Source organism: Kordiimonas gwangyangensis DSM 19435 = JCM 12864 (genome assembly GCF_000375545.1).
GTDB lineage: Bacteria > Pseudomonadota > Alphaproteobacteria > Sphingomonadales > Kordiimonadaceae > Kordiimonas > Kordiimonas gwangyangensis.
On record NZ_AQXF01000005.1, the window covers coordinates 300,314 to 325,444 of the forward strand.

Sequence of the window (25,131 nt, forward strand, 5' to 3'; positions counted from 1 at the left end):
TGCTCACATGCCGCGCACTATCCGCACAAATCCCGCACAGAATCCGCGCATTTCCCGCACACATCCCGCACACTTTTTGCACAGTGCCGCACACCCTATTCCGCCGCATGGGTTGCCTTCACCTGTCGCATTTTCGGCGTCTCGCGCTCATAGCTTTCCTGCCACTCAGACCGGTGGTTCGCGGGGCTTACTTCGACCGCAGTCACCTTATATTCCGGGCAGTTGGTGGCCCAATCCGAGTTTTCGGTCGTGATGACATTTGCGCCGGTTTCCGGGTGGTGGAAGGTGGTGTAAACCACGCCCGGCGCCATACGGCCGGAGATTTTGGCGTGCAAAGTCGTCTCGCCCTTGCGGGAGCGCACGGCGACCCAGTCACCATCCCGAATGCCGCGCATTTCTGCGTCGCTTTCGTGAATTTCCAGAACGTCTTCTTCCATCCAGCGGTTGTTGTCGGTCCGCCGTGTTTGCGCGCCCACATTATACTGACTGAGGATACGGCCGGTGGTGAGAATGAGCGGAAATTTACGGTTCGCCTTCTCCGTCGTCGGGACATATTCCGTCAATATAAACAAGCCTTTACCACGCACGAAGCCGTCCACATGCATGATGGGCGTGCCCGAAGGTGCGCTGTCGTTACACGGCCACTGCACGCTGCCCTCGCGGTCAAGGCGGTCGAAAGAAACACCCTTGAAAGTGGGCGTCAGCGCGGCGATTTCATCCATGATTTCGCTCGCGTTTCGGTAAGGCATTGGGTACCCCAGCGCTTCCGAAAGTTTCGCCGTCACCTGCCATTCATCCAGCCCAGTTTTGGACTTCATCGCTGGCCGCACACGGCCCAAACGGCGCTCGGCATTGATGAAAGTGCCGTCTTTTTCAAGGAAACTGGTGCCCGGCAGGAACACATGCGCGAACCGCGCGGTCTCATTCAGGAACAGGTCCTGCACGATCACGCATTCCATGGACCGGAGCGCGGCTTCCACATGCTGGGTATTAGGGTCCGACTGCGCGATATCCTCACCCTGCACATAGATCGCCTTGAACGTGCCCGCCACCGCTTCATCGAACATATTGGGGATGCGGAAACCGGGTTCACCGTCGAGGTCCACACCCCACGCCGCTTCAAACTCCGCGCGTACTGCGTCGTCTGAAACCGGCCGGTAGCCTGAGAATTCATGCGGGAAGGAGCCCATGTCGCACGAGCCCTGAACGTTGTTCTGGCCCCTGAGCGGGTTAAGCCCCACACCGCGGCGGCCGATGTTGCCGGTGGCCATCACAAGGTTGGCCATGCCCATCACCATGGTGGAGCCCTGGCTGTGTTCGGTCACCCCAAGGCCATAGTAAATCGCCGCATTGCCGCCAGTGGCGTAAAGCCGGGCCGCACCGCGGATATCCTCCGCGCTCACTCCTGCGATTTTGGCGACATTCTCTGGTGAATTGACGGGGTCGAGGATGAAGTTTTTCCATTCCTCAAACGCATCCATTTCGCAGCGTTCGCGCACGAAGGTTTCATCCACCAAGCCTTCAGATACCACCACATGCGCGAGCGCATTGATCATCGCCACATTAGTGCCAGGCAAAAGCGGCAGGTGATAATCCGCCTTGATATGCGGGCTTTTCACCAGATCGATCTGGCGTGGGTCAAGGATGATGAGCTTGGCGCCCTCACGCAAGCGGCGCTTCATCTGGGAGGCGAACACCGGGTGCGCATCCGTGGGGTTCGCGCCGATGACCATGATGACATCAGCGTCCTCGACGGAATCAAAATCCTGCGTACCGGCGCTGGTGCCGAAGGTTTGTTTGAGCCCATAGCCGGTGGGCGAATGGCAGACCCGCGCGCAGGTATCCACATTGTTGTTGCCGAACGCGGTGCGGATGAGCTTCTGCACCAGCCAGACTTCCTCGATCGTGCAGCGCGAGGACGTGATACCGCCGATGGATTTGCGGCCATATTTAGCCTGTGTTGCCTTGAGCCTGTTGGCTGCGAAGCCAATCGCCTCATCCCAGCTCACCTCGCGCCACGGCTCATCAATATGATCGCGGATCATCGGTGTGGTCACGCGGTCCTTATGGCTCGCGTAGCCCCAGGCAAAACGGCCTTTCACGCAGGAATGCCCGTGATTGGCCTTGCCACCTTTGTGCGGCACCATGCGAACAACCTGGTCGCCCTTCAGTTCCGCCTTGAACTCACAGCCCACACCGCAATAGGCGCAGGTGGTCAGCACCGTGCGGTCGGGCACGCCGTGTTCAATCAGCGACGTTTCAGAGAGTGTCGCTGTTGGGCAGGCCTGCACGCAGGCCCCGCACGATACACATTCGCTTGAGAAAAAGTCTTCCGTGCCGGTTGCTACGCGGGAGCCGAAGCCCCGGCCTTCAATCGTCAGCGCCAAGGTGCCCTGCACTTCGTCACAGGCCCGCACACAGCGGGAGCAGACAATGCATTTGGACGGATCATAGGTGAAATAGGGCGTGCTTTCATCCTTCGCGAGGTCAAGATGGTTCTCCCCCGCATAGCCGTACCGCACGTCCCGGAGGCCCACCGCGCCCGCCATGTCCTGCAACTCACAGTCCCCGTTTGTGGGGCACGTGAGGCAATCCAGCGGGTGGTCGGAGATATAAAGCTCCATCACACCGCGCCTGAGCCGCGCGAGGCGGTCGGTTTGTGTGCGCACCACCAGCCCCTCTTCCGCGAGCGCGGTGCACGAGGACGGCGTGCCTTTGCGGCCTTCGATTTCCACAAGGCACAAGCGGCAGGAGCCGAAAGCATCGACCATATCGGTCGCGCACAGCTTGGGGATGCCGATACCGGCTTCCTTGGCCGCGCGCATGATGCTGGTGCCTTTGGGCACGGTCACCGTTTTGCCGTCAATCTCAAGGGTGACAGCCTCGCCTGAGGTTACCTGAGGCGTGCCGTAATCTGTTTCTTTGAGAAGGGTCATTCCTTGTCTCCCTTCAGGAAGTCGTCCGGAAAGTGCCTGATCGCACTCAACACCGGGATCGGGGTCATGCCGCCCATGGCGCAGAGGGAACCGTCTGTCATCACCTCACAGAGGTCGTCAATCAGCGCAAGGTTCCCGTGCACATCATTGCCCGCAATGACCTTTGCCATCACTTCCGCGCCACGCACCGCACCAATGCGGCACGGTGTGCATTTGCCGCAGCTTTCATGGGCACAAAAATCAAAGGCATATTTGGCCTGCGCCGCCATGTCAGCCGTGTCGTCATAAAGCACTATACCACCATGACCCACACCAGCGCCAATTTTCAGGAAACTTTCATAGTCCATCGGCGTATCCATGAGCGCGGGTGGGATATAGGCACCAAGCGGCCCACCCACCTGCGCGGCCTTGACCGCGCGTCCCGTGCGGGTGCCACCGCCGAAACCTTCCACCAGTTCACGAAGTGTGACACCGAAGGCTTTTTCCACCAGCCCGCCGCGCCTCACGTTCCCGGCAAGCTGGAATGGCATGGTGCCGGTCGACCGACCCATACCGTAATCCTTATAGAACGCGCCACCTTCTGCAAGGATGGTGGGCACGGCACAAAGCGAGATCACGTTATGCACAAGTGTCGGTTTGCCGTTGAGGCCTTCAAGCGCCGGTAGCGGCGGCTTGGCACGCACCTGCCCGCGTTTGCCCTCAAGACTGTCAAGCAGCGAGGTCTCCTCGCCGCAGATATAAGCGCCCGCGCCGATGAAAAGTTCCAGGTCAAACGCCTTTCCAGTGCCAAGGACACTCTCGCCCAGTAACCCCTCGACATAAGCGCGCTCAAGCGCCTCAGAGAATACGGCCTTCGCGACTGGATATTCGCTGCGCAAGTAAACAAAGCCTTTGCTCGCGCCCGTGCCCAGTCCCGCGATGATCATGCCTTCGATCAGCAGGTAGGGGTCACCTTCCATGATCATGCGGTCAGCGAAGGTGCCGCTGTCGCCTTCATCAGCATTACACACGACGTATTTCTGGGCGGCCTCAGCCCCCAGCACGGTTTTCCATTTAATGCCCGCCGGGAAAGCCGCACCGCCGCGCCCCCTGAGGCCGGAGGTCATCACCTCTTCCGCGATATCCTGCGGTTCCATGGCAAGCGCTTTCCTGAGGCCAGAGAGGCCACCATGGGCCTTATAGTCCTTGAGGCAAAGCGGATCGGTCACGCCGCAGCGCGCAAACGTCAGGCGTTCCTGATTTTTCAGGAACTCGATTTCTTCCGTCAGGCCAAGGCATAGCGCATGGTCGCCGCCGTCAAGGAGACCGGCGGCCAGCAGGCTGTCGACATCGGCTTCACTGACCGGACCATAAGCGACGCGACCTTTCGGTGTTTCCACCTCTACAAGCGGTTCAAGCCACAGCAGACCTCGGCTGCCGTTCCTGACAACTTCCACACCCTCAATCGCCGCCAGCTTTGCAGCGACCTCATCGGCACCAAGCGCAACGGCAACACTATCAAGCGGAATGAAAACGCGGGTCATGCTTCATGCTCCCACGCTTGCAATAGGGCATCGATGTCAGCCTCGCTCACACGGGCTCTCAGCTTGCCGTCCACCATGGCGGCGGGGCCGTTTGCGCACAGGCCAAGGCAATAAACAGGTTCAATGGTGATGCGGCCGTCAGCGCGGGTTTCGCCCATCTCCACATCAGCCTTTTTGCAGGCATGCGCCGTCAGTTCGCGGCTACCAACGGCCTGGCAGGCTTCGGCTTGGCACAGGCGCAGCACATGCTCACCCTTGGGCGCGCGGGCGAAGTCATCATAAAAGCTGATGACACCCTTGACCTCGGCCTTGGTGATATTGAAGGCGGTCGCGAGCCTCGGCAGCGCGCTGGCATCGATATAGCCATACGCGTCATTGAGCGCGATCAGCGCACGCATCAGGCCGCCCTGTGCGTCCACATATTTTGCGATAAGCGCATCCATAGCGCCTATAGTCTGCGCCTTGGCGTCAGTCACTTCAAGCCCCTCCCGCACCCGTGATCCGGGCGTCAATTATGCTTGTTCTTGTGGCAGGTGGCGGGCCGCATGGGCCCACCATCCGGTATTATTGTTTTTTGGCAGCGAGGTCAGCGCGGATCTTGTCTGCCACCGCCTTCACCTTGGCGCGCAGGGCGTCCTCGTCCACCGTCAGTACCTTGCCGTCCGCCATCAGTATTTTGCCGTCCACAATAGTGGTGACCACATCACGCGCACCCGCGGCATACACAAGCTGGGACATGACGTCATACAAGGGGCTGAGGCGCAGGCTGTCGAGCGAAACCTGGATCATATCTGCGCGTTTACCGGCTTCAAGGCTGCCGGTCACGTCACCAAGGCCAACGGCTTCGGCGCCACCTGCGGTTGCCATATTGAGTGCCGCACGCGCAGGCACCACGGTCGGGTCGCCACCCGCACCTTTGTGCAAGAGGGCCGCAAGGCGCAGTTCTTCCCACATATCAAGGTCGTTGTTCGACGCCGCACCGTCCGTACCAAGGCCAACCTTCACACCAGCGGCCAGCATGGCCGGAATGGGTGCAATGCCCGCAGCTGTCTTGAGGTTGGAGGTCGGGTTATGGATCGCGCCAACTTTGGAGGCTGCGAGCGTTTTCATGTCGCTTTCCGTTGGCCACACAACGTGGGCGGCCACGGTGGTCACATCCGTCATGCCGACTTCCTGCATCAACTCAATGGAGGTGATGCCGTATTTATCGCCCACGGTTTTCAGCTCTGCCTTGTCCTCAGCGATGTGGATCGAGATCGGCGCGCCAAGCTCTTTCGCCTTGGCTGTCACCTGCGCCAAATGTTCCTTTGAAACCGTATAGGGCGCGTGGGGCGCAAGCGCTGGCGTAATGCGGCTGTGTTTGCCCTGCCAGTCTTCAACGAACTTCACGCCCGCTGCATAGCTGTCGTCCCAGCCTTTGAAACCCGGGCTCGGGAAATCGATCATCGGAGCCGCGATCACGGCACGCAGGCCGCAGCGGTCCACCACGCCGGCGATCACTTCGGGGTAGAAATACATGTCCACAAAGCTTGTGGTACCACCCTGGATCATCTCCCAGCAAGCGAGCTCGGAGCCGACTTCGATGAAGGCCGGGTCCACATAACGCCCTTCCATCGGGAAGATATATTCCTGCAGCCATGTCATGAGCGCGAGGTCGTCCGCCATGCCGCGAAACAGCACCATCGCCGTGTGGGTGTGGCCGTTCACAAAACCCGGCATCAAAACGCGGTTGTCGCCGCTCACGCTTTGCTTCGCGTCATAGGCAGCGGCGATTTCGGCGTCCGTGCCGACAGCAACGATCGCGCCGTCCTTCACTGCAACCGCGCCGTTCTCGATCACGTCGTTCGTGTCGTCCATCGTCACCACATAGCGGCCATGCACCACCATATCGACTGCCGTTTTATCTTCAGCCATCGCATATCCTTCAGTTGACACCATAGCCGCACATAGCATGGCAGCTTTCCAGATTTGTTTCAGCGTCACTGTGACGTCCCTTCCGTTTTCATTCGGTATGTTTCTTTGACCATAAAACCCATCGTGGGGGTGAGGCTAGTGGCTTTATTGATTGCGGGCATATTCTGCCGGTGCGCGGCCATACCACTTGCGGAAAGCGCGCACAAAAGCGGCGGGTTCCGAGTAGCCGAGGCGCGCGGCAGTATCCTGCACGCTGAGGCCGTCAGCCAGCAGCAGGAAACGGGCTTTCTCGCGCCTGACAGCTGACAATAGATCACGGAAACTGGCCCCCTCGCCAGCCAGTTCGCGCTGGAACGTACGCAAGGAGACCGACAGCGCCGCCGCCGCCTCGCCCGCTGTCAGGCCGGTGGGTACCTCCGCGTCCAGCTTGCGGGCAATATAGGCACGGGTGAGCGCGGCCGCGCTGTCATGTGTCGGCATCTCCGCTTCTACATGTTGCTTCAGCATGGCGTGCAGCGCCGGGTTCGCATCATTCATGGGGCGCGCCATCGCCTCAAGCGGCCAGACCATGGCATGCTCGCCTGCACTGAAGATGACAGGAGCCTCGAAGGCTTCCTCGAAGGCGGCAGCATTCACGGGCGCTTGCCGCATCAGTTCAACCCGGATGGGCGCAACACCGGGGGAGGCCCAGCGCGCGAACCGCGCAAACGGCAGCAGCACAGCCTCGGATCTCACTTCAGCAGCGCGCCAGTCAGGTCTCACAGGCGTATATGTCAGGCGGCATTCATCACCTTCCTCGCGGAGTTCGAACCGCCCGGCAGCACCGACATAAAGTGCATAGTCGCACGCTTCCCGAAGCGCTTCGCCTACCGTTTCGCTCGTAACCAGCATATGACCGAGCGTTGCATACGTGCCGTAGCGCACACTTTTGCCAGCGCGAATACCCAAGAGGCCGTCGCATGCCAGCCGGTCCGCCGCCGCCCATAACGCTTCGGCGTCCTGCTCCGGGATGCGGTCAGCACCGTCCGCAAAGCTGACACCAGCTTCCCTGAATAGCGTTTCGCGCGGCACGGCATAGTCCCGCTCCATGGTCTGGGCAAGGCTCGCGAGATATCGGGCTAATACGGTTTCAGTCATTGGCCGCTGTCGTTTTGGCGTAAAATATCAATTTTTAGACGCCGACTGTCATTCCAAAGCGCCCTCTCGTCAAGTAGATTTGGTTCACCTGTGGGAAGGAATTAGAGGGAAGGAGGGCTTTATCGCCACTCTCGCCGATATCAATGAAGCCGTCGTGACTTTGGACGCGGGCGCGCAACTGGGGCTTGCCATCTCGCTCGCCTTCACGATGTTTGCCGTCGCGCTCGGGCTGAAGACTGACGATTTTGCGTTCCTCAAGTCACACAAGCGCAGTGTAGCCGTGGGGCTTGCAGCGCAAGTGATCGGCCTGCCGCTGCTGACACTCGCCGTTCTCATACTCTTCAACCCCATGCCCGGCATTGCGCTCGGCATGCTCATCGTTGCCTGTTGCCCGGGCGGCAATGTATCGAACCTGTTCACGCGCCTCAGCCGGGGCGACACCGCTTATTCGGTCACACTCACCACCTGTTCGAGCATCTTCTCCGCCGCTTTCCTGCCGTTCATGATCCTGTTCTGGACCGCGCTTTATGCGCCGACACGGGAACTGGTGAACGAGATCGAGCTGGACCGCGTCGCCTTCATCATCAACACCAGCATCACGCTTCTTATTCCGCTCACGCTTGGTATCTGGCTCGCGCACTCGAAGCCAGACCTTGCGACAAGGGCTCAGAAAATCTGCCTGCCCATCGCCGTTGCCATCATCGCGGTGATTGTGATTTTTGGCATCGCAACCAATGCGTCCTTGCTCACGGACTTTGGCAGCGTGATCTTGCCCTACGTGATTTTGCATAACGCGCTCGCCTTCGCACTCGGTGCGCTTGTTGGACGCTTCGGCCTCAAGCGGCCCTCCACACGCCGTGCGCTGGTGTTTGAAATCGGCATTCAGAATTCCGGCCTCGGCCTTCTTATCATGCTCAGCCAGTTTGGCGGGCTCGGCTCCGGCCTTCTTATCATCGCAACATGGGGTGTGTGGCACTTTGTCGGCGGCTTTGCCGTTACCGGCCTTTACCGCCTATTGGGCGTCGCCCGCACCCCGGATACTCTCAGCCTTCAGGAGGATACTCATGGCCTATGATCTCATCATCAAGGGTGGCACCGTTTATGACGGCACCGGCGCGGACGGCAAGGTCACTGACGTGGCCGTGAAAGACGGCGTGATTGCCGCCATCGGCGACCTCGGCATGGACGCCGAACGCATCATCGACGCGTCTGGCGCCATCGTCACCCCCGGTTTCCTTGACCTGCATACCCACTATGACGGCCAGGTCTCGTGGGACGCAGATCTGCAGCCCAGCGTCAACCACGGTGTCACCACCGCGGTGATGGGCAGCTGCGGTGTCGGTTTCGCGCCAGTGCACGAGAAAGACCACACCCGCCTTGTGCGCCTGATGGAGGGGGTGGAGGACATCCCCGGCACCGCGCTGGCGGAAGGCCTGACCTGGAACTGGGAGAGCTTTGGCGACTATATGGACGCCATCGACTTCCCCCACACCATCGATTTTGCCGCGCAGGTGATGCATGACCCACTGCGCGTCTATGTGATGGGCGAACGCGCGGTCTCGGGCGAACCGGCGACCGCAGACGATATCGCAAGAATGCGCGAGCTGACCCGCGCGGCGCTTGAGGCAGGCGCGGTTGGTTTCTCCACCGGACGGTCGGACGTGCACCGCACCGCGGACGGCGAATGGACACCGGCAAGTGAGGCCACGCGGGAAGAACTCGTGGGTATTGCCGAAGCCTTCAAGGGACTTGAGCATGGCGTTTTGCAAGCCGTGAACGACTTTGACCTTGAGCGCGGCGACCCAACAGCCTTTGACCGCGAATTTGGCCTTCTTGAAGACTTCGCCAGCGCCGCAGGCGGGCGTCCTTTCTCGCTTTCGCTCATGCAGCGGGATTTTGCGCCCAAGCAATGGAAAGACATCATGGCCCGCGCCGAGGCCGCGAAAGACAAGGGCATCAACATGCGCCTGCAGGTCGCGCCGCGCGGCATTGGCGTGATCCTCGGCCTGCAGTGCACCTTCCACCCCTTCATCGGCTTCCCGAGCTACAAGAAAATAAGCCACCTGCCTTTGGAAGAACGTGTGGCAAAGATGAAGGACCCGGCGTTCAAGGAACAGCTACTGTCTGAAAGCTCCGAAAAGGTAGCAGGCGACGGCACGGCGATCCCGCCGCTCGCGGATATCCTATTGCAGCAAATCGACTTCATCTCCTGCAAGATGTTCAAGCTGGGTGAAAACCCGGACTATGAACAGGGGGTGGAGCAGTCAGTCTACAAGATGGCGGAAGCGGACGGTGTCAAGCCGCTCGCCAAAATCTATGACATCCTCTTGGAGAAAGACGGGCACGAGTTCCTCTATTTCCCGATCTATAACTATACCAACCTAAATTATGAGGCGGTGCACACGATGATGAGCCACCCGCAGGCGATCATGGGCCTGTCGGACGGCGGCGCGCATGTGGGCACGGTGTGTGACGCAAGCTTCCCCACCTATCTGCTGTCCTACTGGACGCGGGACCGCGTGAAAGGCGAGCGGATCGAGCTCAAGCGCGCAGTCAAAATGCTGACCGCCGATATTGCGGACTATGTGGGTTTCAGCGACCGCGGGCGGCTGGCGGTTGGCATGAAAGCCAACATCAATGTGATCGACCACAAGAACCTGCGCTTGCATCCGCCCCATATGGTCAAGGATCTGCCGGCGGGCGGCCAGCGCCTGCTACAGGAGGCCACCGGCTATATCGCTACCATCGTCGGCGGCGAGATTGTGCTTGAAAACGACCAGCTAACGGGGGCAAAACCGGGCCGTCTTGTCCGGCTTGGGCGACACACAGCACAAAAGGCAGCTTAGGCTTTTATGGAAAGCATTCTTGCAGGCATCAGCGGCTGGGCCATCTTTGGCATGGCCGCTGCCATCATGGTGGCGGCAGCCTTGCGCTCCTTCACCGGCTTCGGCTTTGCGCTTGCCGCCTTGCCGGTTTTGAGCCTTTTCCTCGCGCCCACCACAGCCGCCAGCATGATTGTGATGCTGACGCTGGTGATCTCGCTGCAGACCTTCAATTCATACCGGCGCGATATTCCCTACCGCAGCATGGGGCCGATGATTGCGCTTTCCGCCATCGGCACCCTCTTGGGCACCTACCTGCTGCTCTTGTTCAGCCCCGATACCTTCCGGCTGCTGATCGGTGTGACCGTGATGGCCGCTTGCCTGCTGCTTGTCAAGTTCAAACCGGTACCCCACCGCGAAGGCGGTATAACCGGCGCGGCCGCGGGCCTGGCATCGGGTCTGATGAACGGCGCGCTCGCCATCCCCGGCCCACCGGTGATCATCTATTCGGTCGCGGTCTATGAGAACCCACGCATCGCCCGCGCTTTCCTGATGGGATTTTTCCTGCTTTCCGCCACCTTTGCCACCATCACCTATTCCCTTGAGGGCATCATCACAACGCGGGAGCTCATCCTGACCGCCATCGCCTTCCCCGCCATGCTGGTAGGGGATAAAACGGGCGCATGGCTGTTTGAGAAACACGGCACCGCCGCCTACCGCAAGGTGGCAATCGCTGCCCTGTTTGCGATTGGCATGAGCGTCGCCGCTGCGGCGTTGCTGCCCTAGATTTTCAGGAAACTGTTCGTGACCTCATCCGCGAGACCCGCGAGTGTGAGGTCACCGTCTGTGCGGTACCAGTTACGGGTCCAGGCCAGCGCCCCGCGGATAAGCTGCCGTGCGATCTTGGGTGGGGACTTCAAGAGGCCTTTTTCCGCGCAGCCATCCAGCGCATCCATCCAACACTTCTCGTAAGACCCGTCGCGGAGCGCCAGCACCTTCTCGCGTGAGGCTTCATCAAGGCTGCGCCATTCATCCACCAGCACATAGGCCGCGTGGCCGTCTTCCCGGTGGATGGAGCTTAGCTCGCAGATGATCAGCGCCTTGAGCTGTTCGACCGGATCACTGATGCCCGCAACAGCCGCTTCCGCACGCTCCCCCATGCCGCGAGTCGTCATCGCCATCGCGGTATAAAGGATTTCCTGTTTGTTTTTGAAATGATGAAACAGGCTACCAGACAGAATGCCGGTGGCCGCCGCGATATCACGCACAGTCGTCCGCTCGAACCCTTTTTCGTAAAAGAGATCAACGGCTTTCGCCACAATGCGCGCTTTCGCGGGGCTTATGCCCACGTCCTCCAGCGCCTGTCTGTTCATCATATCGTCCATGGCTTGACGATAAACCTTTCTGATTTATTTGACAACCAAGCGCTTGCTTGTTTTTATGATAATCGCATTGATTAATTTGATTGCAATAGACCAACCACACTTTGGGAAGGGAGTGGACAGGGTATGAAGGACGCGGCAGCGGGATATCTCTCGGTGTTCAGACCGGGGCTGTTCACCGGCAAACGCATCATCGTCACCGGCGGCGGCAGCGGCATTGGCCGCTGTACCGCGCATGAACTCGCGCACCTTGGCGCCGAGGTCATCATTACCGGGCGCGGAGAAGACAAGCTAAAGGCGGTCGTCGCGGAGATCACTGAGGACGGCGGCAAGTGCACCTACAAGGCCTTCGACATTCGTGACGAAGACGCCGTTCGCAAAGCCATCGTTGAGATCGTGGCCGAAGGTGGTCCGGTCACCGGTCTTGTGAACAACGCAGGTGGCCAATACCCCTCCCCGCTTGAAGCCATTTCGACCAAAGGGTTCGAGACCGTGCTGCGCACCAATGTGGTGGGGGCTTTCAACGTCTCCCGCGAACTGGTGACACAAAGCATGAAAAACACTGGCGGCGCGATTGTGAATATCACCGCTGATTTCTGGGGCGGCATGCCCACGATGGGGCATTCGGGCGCTGCCCGCGCAGCATGCGACAACCTCGCGAAGACCGCCGCAGTTGAATGGGGCCGCTTCGGCATCCGTACCAATGCGGTTGCGCCCGGCTGGGTCGCGTCATCGGGCTTCGATACCTATGAGGACCCCGGTGTGCAGGCCATGCTGCCGCAGCTCAAGAACATGGTGCCGCTGGGCCGTATCGCCACGGAAGCCGAAATCGCATCCGTGATCGTGTTCCTGCTGTCGGACGGCGCGAACTTCATCTCGGGTGCCAGCATCCGGGTGGACGGCGGCGGCAGCCTCTTCAGCCCCCTGTTCCCGCCGCAGGGGGCCAAAAACAGCGAAAGCTACCAAGGTTTCCATCGTTATGTGCCGCCACGCGCGCTCAGGAAAAAGGACTGACCATGCCGGTCATTGAAAGCCGGATCGATACGGCATCAGACACCTTCCGTGAAAATGCGGCCGCCATGCAGGCGCAGCTTGATGAAATCGCGCGGATTGAAGAACTGAAATCCGCCGCGCAGGAAAAGGCGCGTCCGCTCTTTGACAAACGCGGCAAGCTCTTGCCCAAAGAGCGGCTTGCGCTGCTGCTCGACCCCGGCACGCCGTTCCTTGAGCTCTCCGCCCTCGCAGGCTACCTGATGTATGACGACCGGGACGGCTCCGGCGCTGGCGGCTCAATCGCGGGCATTGGTTATGTCTCCGGCAAGCGCTGCATGGTGATTGTATCCAATAGCGCGGTGAAGGGCGGCACGGTCACTCCGGCGGGGCTCAATAAATCGCTGCGCCTTCAGGATATCGCGCTTGAGAACAAGCTGCCCATTGTCGGCCTGATGGAAGGTGGCGGCGCGAACCTCCAGCATGTCTCTGACATGTTTGTCGAGGGCGCCCGAAGCTTCGCCAACCAGGCGCGTTTGTCGGCCGCTGGTATCCCGCAAATCTCGGTGGTGCATGGCAGCTCGACTGCGGGTGGTGCCTACCAACCGGGCCTCTCTGACTATGTGGTGATGGTGCGCGGGCGCTCCAAGGTGTTCCTCGCCGGGCCGCCGCTTCTGAAGGCCGCGACGGGCGAGATCGCCAACGATGAAGAACTGGGCGGCGCGGAACTGCACGCCGAGGTCACCGGCACGGCGGAATATCTGGCCGAAGATGACGCAGACGGCATTCGCATCGCGCGGGACATCATGGCGCGCCTGCCGTGGAAAAAATACCAGAACGATTGTTCGGTTAAAGAACCCAAATACCCATCAGACGACCTGATCGGCATCGTGCCAGCGGATTCCAAGACACCCTATGATGTGCGGGAGGTGATCGCGCGGCTCGCCGACGGCTCGGATTTCCTTGATTTCAAGAATGACTATGACAGCCAGACTGTGTGCGGGCACGTGAGCATCGCAGGCGAGACCGTTGGCATCATTGGCAACAATGGCCCGATCACACCAAAGGGTGCCACCAAGGCCGCGCATTTTGTGCAGCTTTGTGATCAGGCCGGGGTGCCGATCCTGTTTCTCCACAACACCACGGGTTTCATGGTGGGCAAGGATGCGGAGGCGGGCGGCATCGTCAAACACGGGTCGAAGCTTATTCAGGCGGTCACCAATGCGCGGGTGCCGCGCATCTCCATCCACATCGGCGGCAGTTATGGTGCGGGCAACTATGCCATGTGCGGGCGCGGGGTCGACCCACGCTTCGTCTTCTCATGGCCCAATGTGAAAACGGCGGTCATGGGCGGCGCGCAGGCCGGCATGGTGCTCAAGATCGTAGGGCTTGAGAAAGCCAAACGCATGGGGCTTGAGCCGGACATGGACCAGCTTGAAGCCATGGAAGCCGCCACAGCCAAACAGATGGACGCCTGCTCCACTGCCCTTTATGGCACCGCACGGCTGTGGGATGACGGCATCATCGACCCGCGCGATACGCGCAAGCTGCTCATATACCTACTCGATATCTGTCGGGACGCGGACAGCCGCGACCTCCGGCCCAACACCTTCGGCGTCGCACGCTTTTAACACACACGGGGAAGACACATGCTATTCACGAATGAACACAAGGAACTACGGCGCACCGTCGCACGGTTTGTGGATGAAGAGATCAACCCCCATGTGGACGCGTGGGAAGAAGCGGGCATTTTCCCCGCGCATGAGCTCTTCAAGAAAATGGGCGATCTTGGCCTCTTGGGCATCTCGAAACCCGAGGAATACGGCGGGCTTGGTCTTGATTATTCCTATGAGATGGTCCTCGCCGAAGAGCTGGGCGGCATCAACTGCGGCGGCGTGCCCATGGGCATCAGCGTGCAGACCAATATGGCCACACCCGCCCTCGCCCGCTTCGGCTCGGACGAGCTCAAGCGCGAGTTCCTCGCCCCCGCCATTTCGGGTGACATGGTGTGCTCGATCGCGGTGTCGGAACCCCACGCGGGCTCTGACGTGGCGGCGATAACCACCAACGCGGTCAAGGATGGTGACGACTATGTCATCAACGGCACCAAGATGTGGATCACCAACTCCACACAAGCCGATTTCCTTTGCCTGCTCGCCAACACCGGCGACGGCCCCGCGCACAAGAACAAGTCGCTGATCGTGGTGCCGACGAAGACCAACGGCGTCAGCTTCTCTGAGCGCCTCAACAAGCTTGGCATGCGCTCCTCGGACACCGCGCAGATCTTCCTTGATGACGTGCGCGTACCGCAGCGCCACCTCATTGGCCGCGAAGGTGACGGTTTCCGCATGCAGATGATCCAGTTCCAGGAGGAGCGGCTGTGCGCCGCCATGCTGGGGCCGAAGGGCATGACAAACACCATTCAGGCGACCATCGATTACGCCCGCGACCGCAAGATTTTTGGCGGCAGTGTGCTCGATAACCAGGTGGTGCAATACCGCCTTGCGGAACTGCAGACCGAGGTCGAAGCCCTGCGCGCCCTTATCTGGCAAGCGACCGAAGCCTATGTGAACGGGGAAGATGTGACGAAACTGGCCACCATGGCCAAGCTGAAAGCGGGCAAGCTAGCGCGCGAAGTGCCGGATGCCTGCCTGCAATACTGGGGCGGCATGGGCTTCATGTGGGACAACCCGGTCTCGCGTTCCTACCGCGACGGGCGCTTGACCAGCATTGGCGGCGGCTCGGACGAGACGATGCTCAGGATCCTCACCCGCATGATGGGCATGGGCAATGGCTGATACGGTCCTGACAGCCACCAGGGGCGGGGTGATGACAGTCACCCTTAACCGCCCGGAGGTGAAAAACGCGATGAATTTCGCCATGGTCGACGCGCTGATTGACGCGTTTGAGCAGGCGGCGGGGGATGACGCGGTGCGGGTGGTGGTGCTGCGCGGCGCGGACGGGGTGTTCTGCGCGGGTGGCGACCTGAAGGACATGGGCTCCGCGGGCCAGTCGCCGGAGGCTGTCGCCAAGGGTAACCGCCGCTTTGGCGAGCTTCTCGAGGTCGCGCAAGCCTTCCCGAAACTGATCGTTACGGTTGCGGAAAAAGCGGCCATGGGCGGCGGTTTTGGCCTTGTCTGTGTGTCTGATATCGCCATTGCCGAGGACGGCTGCCGCTTCGGCATGCCGGAGGTCACCTTGGGCATCCTGCCCGCCCAGATTGCGCCCTTTGTGCTGGCCCGCATTGGCCTGACCGAGACACGGCGGCTAGCGCTGACGGGGCTGATTATTGATGGGTTTGACGCCCAGCGGCTGGGCATTGTGCACCACCATGAAAGCGGCACGGAGGCAGTCGAGGGGCGGCTTCAGATCGTGCTGAAACAGGCCCTCAAGGCTGCACCGGGCGCTGTTGCGGCGACCAAAAAACTGCTGACCAGCATGAGCGCCGTACCCGCCCAAACCCTTGATAAAGCAGCGGAAAGTTTTGCTGAAGCCCTGCTGTGCCACGAAGGGCGCGAAGGGACCAAAGCGTTTATAGAGAAACGCAAACCATCATGGATGGAGGCATGAGCGTGCGGGACATCAAGCGTATCCTGATCGCGAACCGGGGCGAGATCGCCGTGCGGGTCATTCGCGCCGCGCACAAACTGGGGCTCGAGGCGGTCGCGGTTTATTCCGACGCTGACGCCCACGCCCAACATGTGAAGCTGGCAGATGACAGTGTTCACATCGGCCCCTCGCCCGCGAGCGAAAGCTACCTTTCGGTAGACAAAATCGTTGAAGCAGCGAGACTTAGCGGCGCGGATGCGATCCATCCCGGCTATGGTTTCCTGTCGGAAAACGCAGAATTTGCAGCGGCGGTTGAGGCTGCTGGCATCATCTTCATTGGGCCATCGGCCGAGGTGATCGCCAAGATGGGTGACAAGCGGCAGGCACGCTGGATCGCGCAGGATGCCGGGGTTCCTGTGGTACCGGGTTATGATGGTGAAGATGCCAACGAGGACCAGCTTCTGGTGGAAGCCAACCGCATTGGCACGCCGCTGATGATCAAGGCGACAGCGGGCGGCGGCGGGCGTGGCCTGAGGCGCATTGATGAAATAAGCGAGTTCCATCATGCACTTATGAGTGCGCAGCGTGAGGCGCAGGCCGCTTTCGGCAACTGTGCGGTGATGCTGGAGCGTATGATTGAAAGCGCCCGGCACGTGGAAGTGCAGGTTCTGGCGGACAGCCATGGCAAGGTTTTGCACCTGCTGGAGCGCGACTGTTCGGCGCAAAGACGGCATCAGAAGGTGGTGGAGGAAGCGCCGTGCAGCACGATAAATGCGAGCACCCGCAAGGCTTTAACAGATGCTGCCGTGAAGCTGGCGACCGCCGTTGGCTACACTGGGGCTGGTACAGTCGAATTTCTGGTGGACGAGGAGGGCGCGGTCTATTTCCTTGAAATGAACACGCGGCTGCAGGTGGAGCACCCGGTGACAGAAATGATCACCGGCATTGATCTTGTGGAACAGCAGATACGCGTCGCGCGCGGTGAAAAACTAGCGTATAATCAAGAAGATATCACGGCCGACGGCCATGCTGTTGAAGTGCGCCTTTATGCCGAAGATGCCGAACGCGGCTTCCTGCCGCAAACCGGTACATTGCGCAAAATGTGTGCGGAAAGTGTGCGGGATGTGCGCGGCGATTTTGGCGTGATGGAGGGCGATACAGTCAGCCCCTTTTATGACCCCATGCTGGCCAAGATCATCGCCCATGGCAGCACCAGAGATGAGGCCATCCAGACCCTTGCTGAAGCACTGAAAGCCATGCGTATCGCGGGTTTGGTGACCAACAAGGCCTACCTGTCCGGCATTCTGACAAGCGAACATTTCACCCGCGGGCTGACCCGCACCCACACGCTCGACACCGTTAAAACAGCGCCAATCATGTGTGCGGAAGAAATGAGCATGTGTGCGGGTGCCATTCTGGTGGCCGAAGCCTGCGCCAAATTCACCATCCCGACCCTCGCCAACTGGCGCACCAACCATGACACCTACCAGCGTGTCACCCTGGAGGTGGAAGGCGAGAGCTTCCCGCTTGAAGTGCGGGCAAACCGTGCTGGTGGCGCATGGCAGGTGACGGTAAAATACGACGATACCGAACAATCGTTCAGTATTTCAGGCGATGTCTGCCGCACGAGTGGCAAACGGTACCAGTTTGCGAGCGCGCAGGACGGCGACACCCACTTCATCGACCTCGGCCCCATCCACATCACCGCCACCAATATCACCCACCGCGTCGCAGCGGGGGCAACAAGGACCGGCAGCGGCATGCTGACCGCACCGATGGACGGCCAAGTGGTCGCCGTAGCCGCCAGCGTGGGCGACACGGTTGAGGCAGGCGAACTGATTTGTGTGGTCGAGGCCATGAAGATGGAACACCACATCCGCGCTGACGTGGCGGGCAAGGTAACGACGGTCAATGTAAAAATCGGCGATCAGGTCAAGGCCCGCGCGAGCGTGGCGACCATCACCGCAACTGAGACAGACACCACACCGGAAAAGGAAACAGAGAATGGCTGATAAAATAACCCTTACCTGCGCGCTGACCGGTGTGCTGACCGACCCGAACCAGCATAATGTGCCGGTAACGCCCGAGCAGATGGCGGCGGAAGCCAAGGCGGCCTATGACCAAGGCGCCACCATCATGCACTGCCACTACCGCCAGCAGGCGGACGGCAAGGGCCACCTGCCGAGTTGGGACGGCGCACTGGCAAAAGAAATCAACGATGCGATCCGCGCGGCTTGCCCCGGCGTGGTGATCAACATGACCACAGGTGTTGTGGGCCGCGAACAGGGCGAAGTGCTCAAATACCTCGCGCACAACAAGCCCGAGATGGCGGCGCTGAACGCCGGCAGCCTGAATTATCTCAAGACCCGCAAGGACGGCTCATGGGCATGGCCGCCGATGGTGTTCCTGAACCCGGTGGACAAAATCACTGAAATGCTGGCGGTGATGAAGGACCATAACATCGTGCCGGAGTTCGAGTGTTTTGATGTTGGTATTGTCAGGAGCGTGGGGCTGTACCTTGAGAACGGCATGGTAAGCCACGCGGACTATAACTTCGTGATGGGTGTGGCGTCCGGCATGCCGTGCGACGCTGACCTGCTGCCCTTGCTGGTGAAATACAAACACCCGGATAGCCCTTGGCAGGCCACACTTATTGGCCGTGCAGACGTGTGGCCTGTGCACCAGAGGGTAGCAGAGCTTGGCGGTAACCTGCGCACCGGGCTTGAGGACTGTTTCTACCTGCCAAACGGAGACAAGGCGCGCTCAAACGGCGAAATGATCGAGGCGCTGGCAAATTGCGCAAGGAACGCGGGACGTGAGATCACGAGCGCGGAAGAAACCCGCGCCATCATCAAATCCCAAGCCTGGCACTAGGGGGGAGAGCCATGATGCAGCCCAACCTTGCTGAGTTCGGTTTCACTGAAGAGCATCAGGCGCTTTACGACAGCGCGTGGAAATATGCCGAGAAGGAGATGCACCCCCTGCTCGCGCGTATGGATGACGAGGACTGGTTCCCGGACACTGAATACCGCGCCATGGCGAGTGCGGGCATGCTGGGCACCACCGTGCCCGAGGAACTGGGCGGCGCGGGGCTTGATTTCATCTCGCAAGCTTTGGTGGCTGAGGCTTTTTCCTACTGGAACCACTGCCTGTCCGCCAGTTGGGGCTCTAGCGAAAACCTGTGTGTGAATAACATCGTCAGGAACGCCAACGAGGCGCAAAAGGCCAAATACCTGCCGCGTTTTGTGAAAGGCGAAGCCATCGGCGCGCTGGGGCTGACCGAACCCGGCGCGGGATCTGATGCGCTGGGTTCCATGGCCACTACCGCGACGCGGGACGGCGATGAATATGTGCTGAATGGCCGCAAGATGTTCATCACCAACGGGCCTGTGGCGGATGTGCTGCTGGTGTATGCCAAAACCAACGTGGGCGCGGGTGCGCACGGCATTTCCGCCTTCATTGTAGAAAAGGATTTCCCCGGTTTCTCAGTTGCGCAGAAGCTCGATAAAATGGGCTGGCGCGGCAGCCCAACAGGCGAACTGGTGTTCGACAACTGCCGTGTGCCCGCCGAGAACCTTGTGGGCGCAGAGAACGGCGGCGTTGCCGTGGTGATGAGCGGGCTGAATATCGAACGGGTGCTCCTCTGTGTTTCCACCATCGGGGTGGCGCAGCGCGCGCTTGACCTCTCCCTCGCTTACGCCAAGGAGCGCATGCAGTTTGGCAAGCCCATCGGCCATTTCCAACTGGTGCAGGGCATGCTGGCAGACATGTACACGGACGTGGAGACCATGCGCGCCACCGCCTACCAGATCCTGAAAGAAGTGAACGAGCTGGAGCAAGGCGGCGGCGGACGCGGCGTGGTGCACATGCGCACGGCGATGACCGCGCTGCACACTGGCCGCGCACTGATGCGCGTGCTGGATAGCGCCGTGCAGATCCACGGCGGCATGGGTTTCATGCGGGAGACAGAGGTGAACCGGCTGTACCGGTCAGGCAAGGTGATCGAGATCGGCGCGGGCACCAATCAGGTGCGGCAATCGATCATCGCAAAGGAACTGCTTAAAGGCTAATGCCGACGAACGGGGGACGGGACATGACAGACAATACGGCACCAGGTCACGCGCTTGACAACATCGCCCACTGGGCCACCGTACAGGGGAGCGAGCCTTGGCTGGTAGCCCTCGCGGGCGGAGAGCCAACGGTCTACACATGGGCCGTTGCCAAGGCGACAATCGACCGCGCGGCCACCGCTATCAGCGCGCACTTTGGCGGTGAGCGTAAAAAGGCTGCCGTGCTGTCAAAAAACCGCGCGCACTGGATCATGGCAGACATGGCCATCCTGCGCGCGGGCTGCATCACCGTACCCGTCTTCACCACCATGCGGCCCGAGACCTTCCACTATGTGCTGGATTTTGCCGAGGTTGAGCTTTTGTTCCTTGGCGAAAGCGCCAACTGGGCCGAGGTGCGGGAGCATCTGCCCGAAGGCATCACCGTCGTCACCCTGCCGGGTGTGAACCCAAGCCTTGGTGACATCACATGGGAAGATTTCCTCAAGCGCGGTGACGGCCTGCCCCTGCCCGCGATGCCAGATGGTGATGAGGTGGCCACCATCATCTTCACCTCTGGCACCACAGGCAAACCCAAGGGCGTGATGCATTCGCTGAATAGCCTGAAACGCGCGACAGATGGACTGGTGGAAGAAACCGGCTCCACCCCCGGCTGGCGCTTTTTCTCCTACCTGCCGCTGGCGCATCTGGCCGAACGGCTGGTGATTGAACTGCATGCCATCAGGGTTGGCGGGGTGATTCATTTCAATGAAGGGCTTGAGACTTTCACATCCGACCTTGGCTACGCCAAACCCGATTATTTCTTTGGGGTGCCGCGTATATGGGAAAAATTGGTGCAGGGTGTGCTTGCGGCCATGGGTGGCGACGCTGGTGCCCTCAAGGCTGCGCTGACGGGGCCGAACGCGGCGGCTGTATCCGCCGGCATTCGCGAAAAACTGGGCCTCGCCAGTGTGAAATCCATGCTGTCGACCACCGCGCCGGTGCCGCCAGCCACCAAAGAGTGGTTCGATCTCTTTGGCCTCAGCCTGCTGGACGGCTACGGCCAGACCGAGATTTTGCCGATCACCACAACAAGCGGCCACGAGCCGCGGCACGGCTCCGTCGGCAAACCGGTCAAGGGTGTGGAACTCAGGGTCACAGATGAGGGCGAACTGGTGGTGCGCGCGCGTGGTATCAGCCTTGGATACTATAATGCGCCGGATAAAAACGCTGAGACCTTCCGCGACGGCTGGGTGCATACCGGTGACCGCGCGCATATCGACGAAGAAGGTTATGTGTACCTGCGCGGGCGGGTGAAGGAGACCTTCAAAACCGCCAAGGGCAAATATGTCGCGCCGGGCCCGATTGAAACCCAGTTCCAGCAATCTGAGCTGGTGGAACAGGCGTGTATCGTTGGCCATGGCCTGCCGCAACCAGTGATCATGCTGGTCCCCAGTGAACTCGCCCTCACCAAGACGGCGGAGGCCTGTGAGGCAGCGCTGCTGGCCCTGACCGCCGAGATCAACGCGGGGCTGGAGCGCCACGCCCAGATTGGCGGCATCGTGCTTTCAAGCGAGCCCTGGACCATTGAAAACGCGATACTGACCCACACGATGAAAATCCGCCGGGAGCGTATATTGGCGCGCTACAGCGGCATCGTGGAGGATGTGGCAAGCCGCATTGCGCACGGCAGTATCGAGCTTGTACGCGAAAAATAGACACCAAAAGGTGCGGGAACCGTTGCCTTGTTAACCATTTCTACGCTATTTTGTGGCAACTCATGGCCGGGCACGCGCCCGCCCCTGCATACTTCTAAAGCGAGATCGGCTCATGGCCCCTGATACAGCACCTTTTGTCATGCGTTTTGACCCCAAGCCTGTGCTTGCGCGTCAGAGCATTTTTTCGCGTGCGAGTGAGGCGCTGATCGATAGCTTTGCGCAGGCCGCTCAGGTGGTCAGCCTCAAGAAAGGTGATACGCTTTTCCTGCAAGATGACGACGCGGATGCCTTTTATATTGTGCTCTCCGGCTGGGTGAAGCTGTTCCGCGAAACCCTGGACGGCAACGAAGCTGTGATCGACATGGTCACCAACGGCCATATTTTTGCCGAGACCGCCATCCTTGAAGACAGCGTGCATTCCTTTGGCGCGAGCGCGATTGAAGATGTGCGGGTGCTGAGGCTGCCAAGTGCGCTGCTGAGGAAAGCGATCACCGAAGATAATGCCATGGCGCTCTCGATGTTGACCTCGCTGTCGCGCCACCGCAAGCGGCAAACCCGCGAGATCGAGAGCCTCACGCTCCAGAACGCGTCGCAGCGTATCGGCTGTTTCCTCTTGCGCCTCTGTCACCGGGACGACATGGGCCCGATTGAGCTCAAACTGCCGTATGACAAATCACTTATTGCCGCTCGTCTTGGCATGAAGTCGGAAACTTTCTCCCGCGCGCTCAACAAGCTGAGGGAAGAGACTGGCATTACCGTCAAGGGTGCCACGGTCATCATCCCGACGATTGATGTGATGTCCTCGTTCGCCTGCAGCGCCTGCTCGAACGAGTTTCCCTGCGACGACATGCATTAAGTGGCGTCACCGTTTACCGATCCTTAATCGGAATTCCTTACTGTCAGGATTGGAGGGCCGGGGCATGGCCTCCGGCCTTGTGTATTTCTGCTTTTCCTTGGCAAGGGAAAGATAAGTGAGCTTATTGGTGTTATATGCCCGACCGTTTTACCCCCTCGCTTGACCGCCTTTCAGACGCTCAGGAATCCGAACTCAAGACATGGGTACAAGCCAGCCTGCGTGAGGGCAACCGCCTGCCGACCTATGCCGAGCTTGAATGCCGCATGCCGCTTGAGGCGCAGCAAAACAATATCGTGTTCTCGCTCACACCGGGCGAGCTGGATTTTCGCTATATCCACATGGGCAAAACCGTGCTCGCGAACACCTATGGTGACTATACCGGCCAGAAACTGGCGGATATGCCGGGTAAGGGACCGGGCAGCCTGATCTGGCAATTTGTGTGCGATATCGCGCGCCAACGCCAGCCGTCCATCAGTGTGGTGCCCTATGTGGGGCCGTCAGCCGACTGGTCGCATGTCAGCGCGCTCGGCTTGCCCGCAGCGGACGACGGCGTGAATGTGACCCATGTGATCCTGTCGATCAATTTTGTCGCCTGGCCGTTCCTCAAGGAAACGTCAGACGTGCGCGACAAAACCAATTCGCTGAGGAAATATTTGTTCGAGATCTATGACCGGACAATCGACAAGATAACCGACAGCCTGCGCGAACGCTGAGCGTCAGGTCTTTCCAGATAGCCAACGCCAGTCGATCAGGCTTGGGTCTTCGATATATTTATCGGGGTGGGCGACCACATCATCGATATATTGTTTGCTGAGCCGCGTGGCGGGTGGGTTCTCGTCGCCCGCGTCTGCGGTCTCGATATGCTGACCACAGAGGCGCACAACACAGCTTGCCTTCGGCTCGTCATCCACCACCGCAAAAGCAACCGAGCGACCGGCGAGTGATGCCTCCGCCGCTTCCCAGATGCGGTTGAAGGGGAACCGGTTGCGGTTTGCCTCCAGCACCTGGTTGCAGACTTCCAGATACTGCTCCAGTCGGGCCTGTTCTTCCGATTTTTCAGGTGCTTCTGCCAATGCCACTCTCCGCGATTTCATCCCTTTTACCGCGGACCGGGTACGCTGTAGTTGATTTCTGTCAAACACAGGGGAGGAAACATCCGGCTCTATAACACCTATAAATATTCTAACAAATTCAGATGGTTATCATTTTTATTCGAATAAATTCGCCAATACTGTCACGTTTGCATTGTCTGGTTTCGTCATGACCATGAGAGCGCACGCCAGGACGGCTGCGCAAAATGACATGACGAAGATGAGGGAACGATGGACACGACTGACCGCCTGACAACACGCTTTGAGGAGAGCCGCAGCCATTTGCAGGCGGTGGCCTACCGCATGTTGGGCTCACAGGGTGAAGCGGAGGACGCGGTGCAGGAAGCCTGGATCAGGCTATCCCGCAACGATGGCGACGCGGTCGATAACCTCAAAGGCTGGCTGACCACCGTCGTGGCCCGCATCTGCCTTGATATGCTGCGTGCCCGCAAAGCCCGGCGTGAAGATGCGCTGGATGTGCATGACATGAGCGGGCTTGAGGATACAAACCCGCTGCCGGACGCGGGCCTTGGTGTTGCGGACGCAGTCGGCCCCGCATTGCTGGCGGTCCTTGACCACCTAACCCCGGCTGAGCGCACAGCCTTCGTGCTGCATGACTTTTTCGATATTCCCTTCAGGGACATCGCGCCCATCATCGACCGTAACGAAATGGCGACACGCCAGCTCGCGAGCCGGGCCAGACGGCGTGTGCGCGGCGCAGATGCCATAGGCGAGGACCGCGACCGGCAGGAGGCTGTTGTGACTGCCTTCATGACCGCATCGCGTGAGGGCAATTTTGACGCGCTCATCCGCCTCCTGCACCCGGATGTGGTGCTGCGCGCGGACGAGGTTGCCATCAAGATCACCAGCGCCAACAAGGGCAAGGGCGCGCCGCAGTTCGCGGACCGCCTCACCGGTGCGGCGCAGGTGGCCGATATGTTCAAGGGCAAGGCCCTTGGCGCGCAACTGGCGCATGTTGACGGCCTCGCCGCCATGACATGGGCACCCCCCGGCGGCAAACCCGCCTTTGTTTGGTGTTTCACCCTCACGGACGGTCGGATCACCGCCATCGACGTGGTGATGGACCAGACCACCCTTCGCGAGATGGATATCCGCATCAGCGACACACCCGCGCCTTAGGTGACGCTGAACACCCCTGCGCGCCCG

Annotated in this window: 21 protein-coding genes; 14 read left to right on the forward strand and 7 right to left on the reverse strand. The window is 60.1% G+C overall.

Annotated features, from left to right (window positions below):
- Positions 1-95: 95 nt before the first annotated feature.
- The 5 genes from fdhF to B150_RS0115485 all read right to left on the reverse strand — a co-directional run bounded on the left by fdhF (position 96) and on the right by B150_RS0115485 (position 7,510).
- Positions 96-2,936: a formate dehydrogenase subunit alpha gene (gene fdhF / locus B150_RS0115465; protein WP_020400852.1), complete on the reverse strand. Its 2,841-nt coding sequence runs from the start codon at positions 2,934-2,936 to the stop codon at positions 96-98.
- Positions 2,933-4,459, reverse strand: coding sequence for a formate dehydrogenase beta subunit (locus B150_RS0115470; RefSeq protein WP_020400853.1), 1,527 nt, complete (start codon positions 4,457-4,459; stop codon positions 2,933-2,935). Before B150_RS0115470 ends, fdhF begins: the two co-directional genes overlap by 4 nt.
- Entirely contained in the window at positions 4,456-4,935 is a 480-nt protein-coding gene (locus B150_RS0115475; protein ID WP_202899262.1) for an NADH-quinone oxidoreductase subunit NuoE family protein, read from the reverse strand. Before B150_RS0115475 ends, B150_RS0115470 begins: the two co-directional genes overlap by 4 nt.
- An 88-nt stretch (positions 4,936-5,023) precedes the next feature.
- Entirely contained in the window at positions 5,024-6,373 is a 1,350-nt protein-coding gene (locus B150_RS0115480; RefSeq protein ID WP_035920751.1) for an amidohydrolase family protein, read from the reverse strand.
- Between the two features lie 144 nt (positions 6,374-6,517).
- Positions 6,518-7,510 (reverse strand): AraC family transcriptional regulator, encoded by a 993-nt coding sequence (locus tag B150_RS0115485; RefSeq protein ID WP_020400856.1) that lies wholly within the window; start codon positions 7,508-7,510, stop codon positions 6,518-6,520.
- Positions 7,511-7,664: 154 nt separating this feature from the next.
- Here B150_RS0115485 and B150_RS21420 point away from each other — a divergent pair, with 154 nt between their 5' ends.
- From B150_RS21420 to B150_RS0115500, 3 genes are read left to right on the forward strand one after another with little or no spacing between them, the layout of a single operon-like run.
- A complete protein-coding gene (locus B150_RS21420) occupies positions 7,665-8,585 on the forward strand; it encodes a bile acid:sodium symporter family protein (RefSeq protein WP_020400857.1) in 921 nt (306 codons plus the stop codon).
- Positions 8,575-10,356 carry an N-acyl-D-amino-acid deacylase family protein gene (locus tag B150_RS0115495; RefSeq protein WP_020400858.1) on the forward strand — a complete coding sequence of 594 codons (1,782 nt, stop codon included), beginning with the start codon at positions 8,575-8,577 and terminating at the stop codon, positions 10,354-10,356. The genes B150_RS21420 and B150_RS0115495 overlap by 11 nt, the downstream gene beginning before the upstream one ends.
- Before the next feature lie 6 nt (positions 10,357-10,362).
- Positions 10,363-11,118 (forward strand): sulfite exporter TauE/SafE family protein, encoded by a 756-nt coding sequence (locus B150_RS0115500; protein ID WP_020400859.1) that lies wholly within the window; start codon positions 10,363-10,365, stop codon positions 11,116-11,118.
- On the opposite strand, the gene B150_RS0115505 is transcribed toward B150_RS0115500, so the two are convergent.
- Positions 11,115-11,708: a TetR/AcrR family transcriptional regulator gene (locus tag B150_RS0115505; RefSeq protein WP_162139714.1), complete on the reverse strand. Its 594-nt coding sequence runs from the start codon at positions 11,706-11,708 to the stop codon at positions 11,115-11,117. The two genes, B150_RS0115500 and B150_RS0115505, sit on opposite strands and share 4 nt — an antisense overlap.
- Positions 11,709-11,840: 132 nt before the next feature.
- On the opposite strand from B150_RS0115505, the gene B150_RS0115510 reads away from it, so the two are divergent.
- From B150_RS0115510 to B150_RS0115555, 10 genes are all read left to right on the forward strand, one after another.
- Complete coding sequence (locus B150_RS0115510) at positions 11,841-12,728, forward strand: SDR family oxidoreductase (RefSeq protein ID WP_020400861.1); 888 nt, start codon at positions 11,841-11,843, stop codon at positions 12,726-12,728.
- A gap of 2 nt (positions 12,729-12,730) precedes the next feature.
- Positions 12,731-14,335 (forward strand): acyl-CoA carboxylase subunit beta, encoded by a 1,605-nt coding sequence (locus B150_RS0115515; protein ID WP_020400862.1) that lies wholly within the window; start codon positions 12,731-12,733, stop codon positions 14,333-14,335.
- A gap of 18 nt (positions 14,336-14,353) precedes the next feature.
- Positions 14,354-15,502: an acyl-CoA dehydrogenase family protein gene (locus B150_RS0115520; RefSeq protein ID WP_020400863.1), complete on the forward strand. Its 1,149-nt coding sequence runs from the start codon at positions 14,354-14,356 to the stop codon at positions 15,500-15,502.
- On the forward strand, positions 15,495-16,274 hold the full coding sequence (locus B150_RS0115525; protein ID WP_020400864.1) for an enoyl-CoA hydratase/isomerase family protein: 780 nt from the start codon (positions 15,495-15,497) through the stop codon (positions 16,272-16,274). The genes B150_RS0115520 and B150_RS0115525 overlap by 8 nt, the downstream gene beginning before the upstream one ends.
- The gene (locus B150_RS0115530) at positions 16,271-18,265 is read left to right on the forward strand and encodes an ATP-binding protein (protein WP_020400865.1); all 1,995 of its coding nucleotides are present in this window, start codon (positions 16,271-16,273) and stop codon (positions 18,263-18,265) included. Before B150_RS0115525 ends, B150_RS0115530 begins: the two co-directional genes overlap by 4 nt.
- The gene (locus B150_RS0115535; RefSeq protein ID WP_020400866.1) at positions 18,258-19,127 is read left to right on the forward strand and encodes a beta-keto acid cleavage family enzyme; all 870 of its coding nucleotides are present in this window, start codon (positions 18,258-18,260) and stop codon (positions 19,125-19,127) included. Before B150_RS0115530 ends, B150_RS0115535 begins: the two co-directional genes overlap by 8 nt.
- An 11-nt stretch (positions 19,128-19,138) precedes the next feature.
- Positions 19,139-20,323, forward strand: a complete 1,185-nt coding sequence (locus B150_RS0115540) for an acyl-CoA dehydrogenase family protein (protein WP_020400867.1) — start codon at positions 19,139-19,141, stop codon at positions 20,321-20,323.
- Positions 20,324-20,346: 23 nt separating this feature from the next.
- Entirely contained in the window at positions 20,347-22,017 is a 1,671-nt protein-coding gene (locus B150_RS0115545) for an AMP-binding protein (protein WP_020400868.1), read from the forward strand.
- Between the two features lie 112 nt (positions 22,018-22,129).
- Complete coding sequence (locus B150_RS0115550; RefSeq protein WP_020400869.1) at positions 22,130-22,873, forward strand: Crp/Fnr family transcriptional regulator; 744 nt, start codon at positions 22,130-22,132, stop codon at positions 22,871-22,873.
- Between the two features lie 134 nt (positions 22,874-23,007).
- A complete protein-coding gene (locus B150_RS0115555; protein ID WP_020400870.1) occupies positions 23,008-23,586 on the forward strand; it encodes a hypothetical protein in 579 nt (192 codons plus the stop codon).
- 3 nt (positions 23,587-23,589) lie between these two features.
- On the opposite strand, the gene B150_RS0115560 is transcribed toward B150_RS0115555, so the two are convergent.
- Positions 23,590-23,946 carry a hypothetical protein gene (locus B150_RS0115560; RefSeq protein WP_020400871.1) on the reverse strand — a complete coding sequence of 119 codons (357 nt, stop codon included), beginning with the start codon at positions 23,944-23,946 and terminating at the stop codon, positions 23,590-23,592.
- A 249-nt stretch (positions 23,947-24,195) separates the two neighbouring features.
- On the opposite strand from B150_RS0115560, the gene B150_RS0115565 reads away from it, so the two are divergent.
- Positions 24,196-25,104, forward strand: a complete 909-nt coding sequence (locus B150_RS0115565) for a sigma-70 family RNA polymerase sigma factor (RefSeq protein WP_020400872.1) — start codon at positions 24,196-24,198, stop codon at positions 25,102-25,104.
- Positions 25,105-25,131 lie beyond the last annotated feature (27 nt).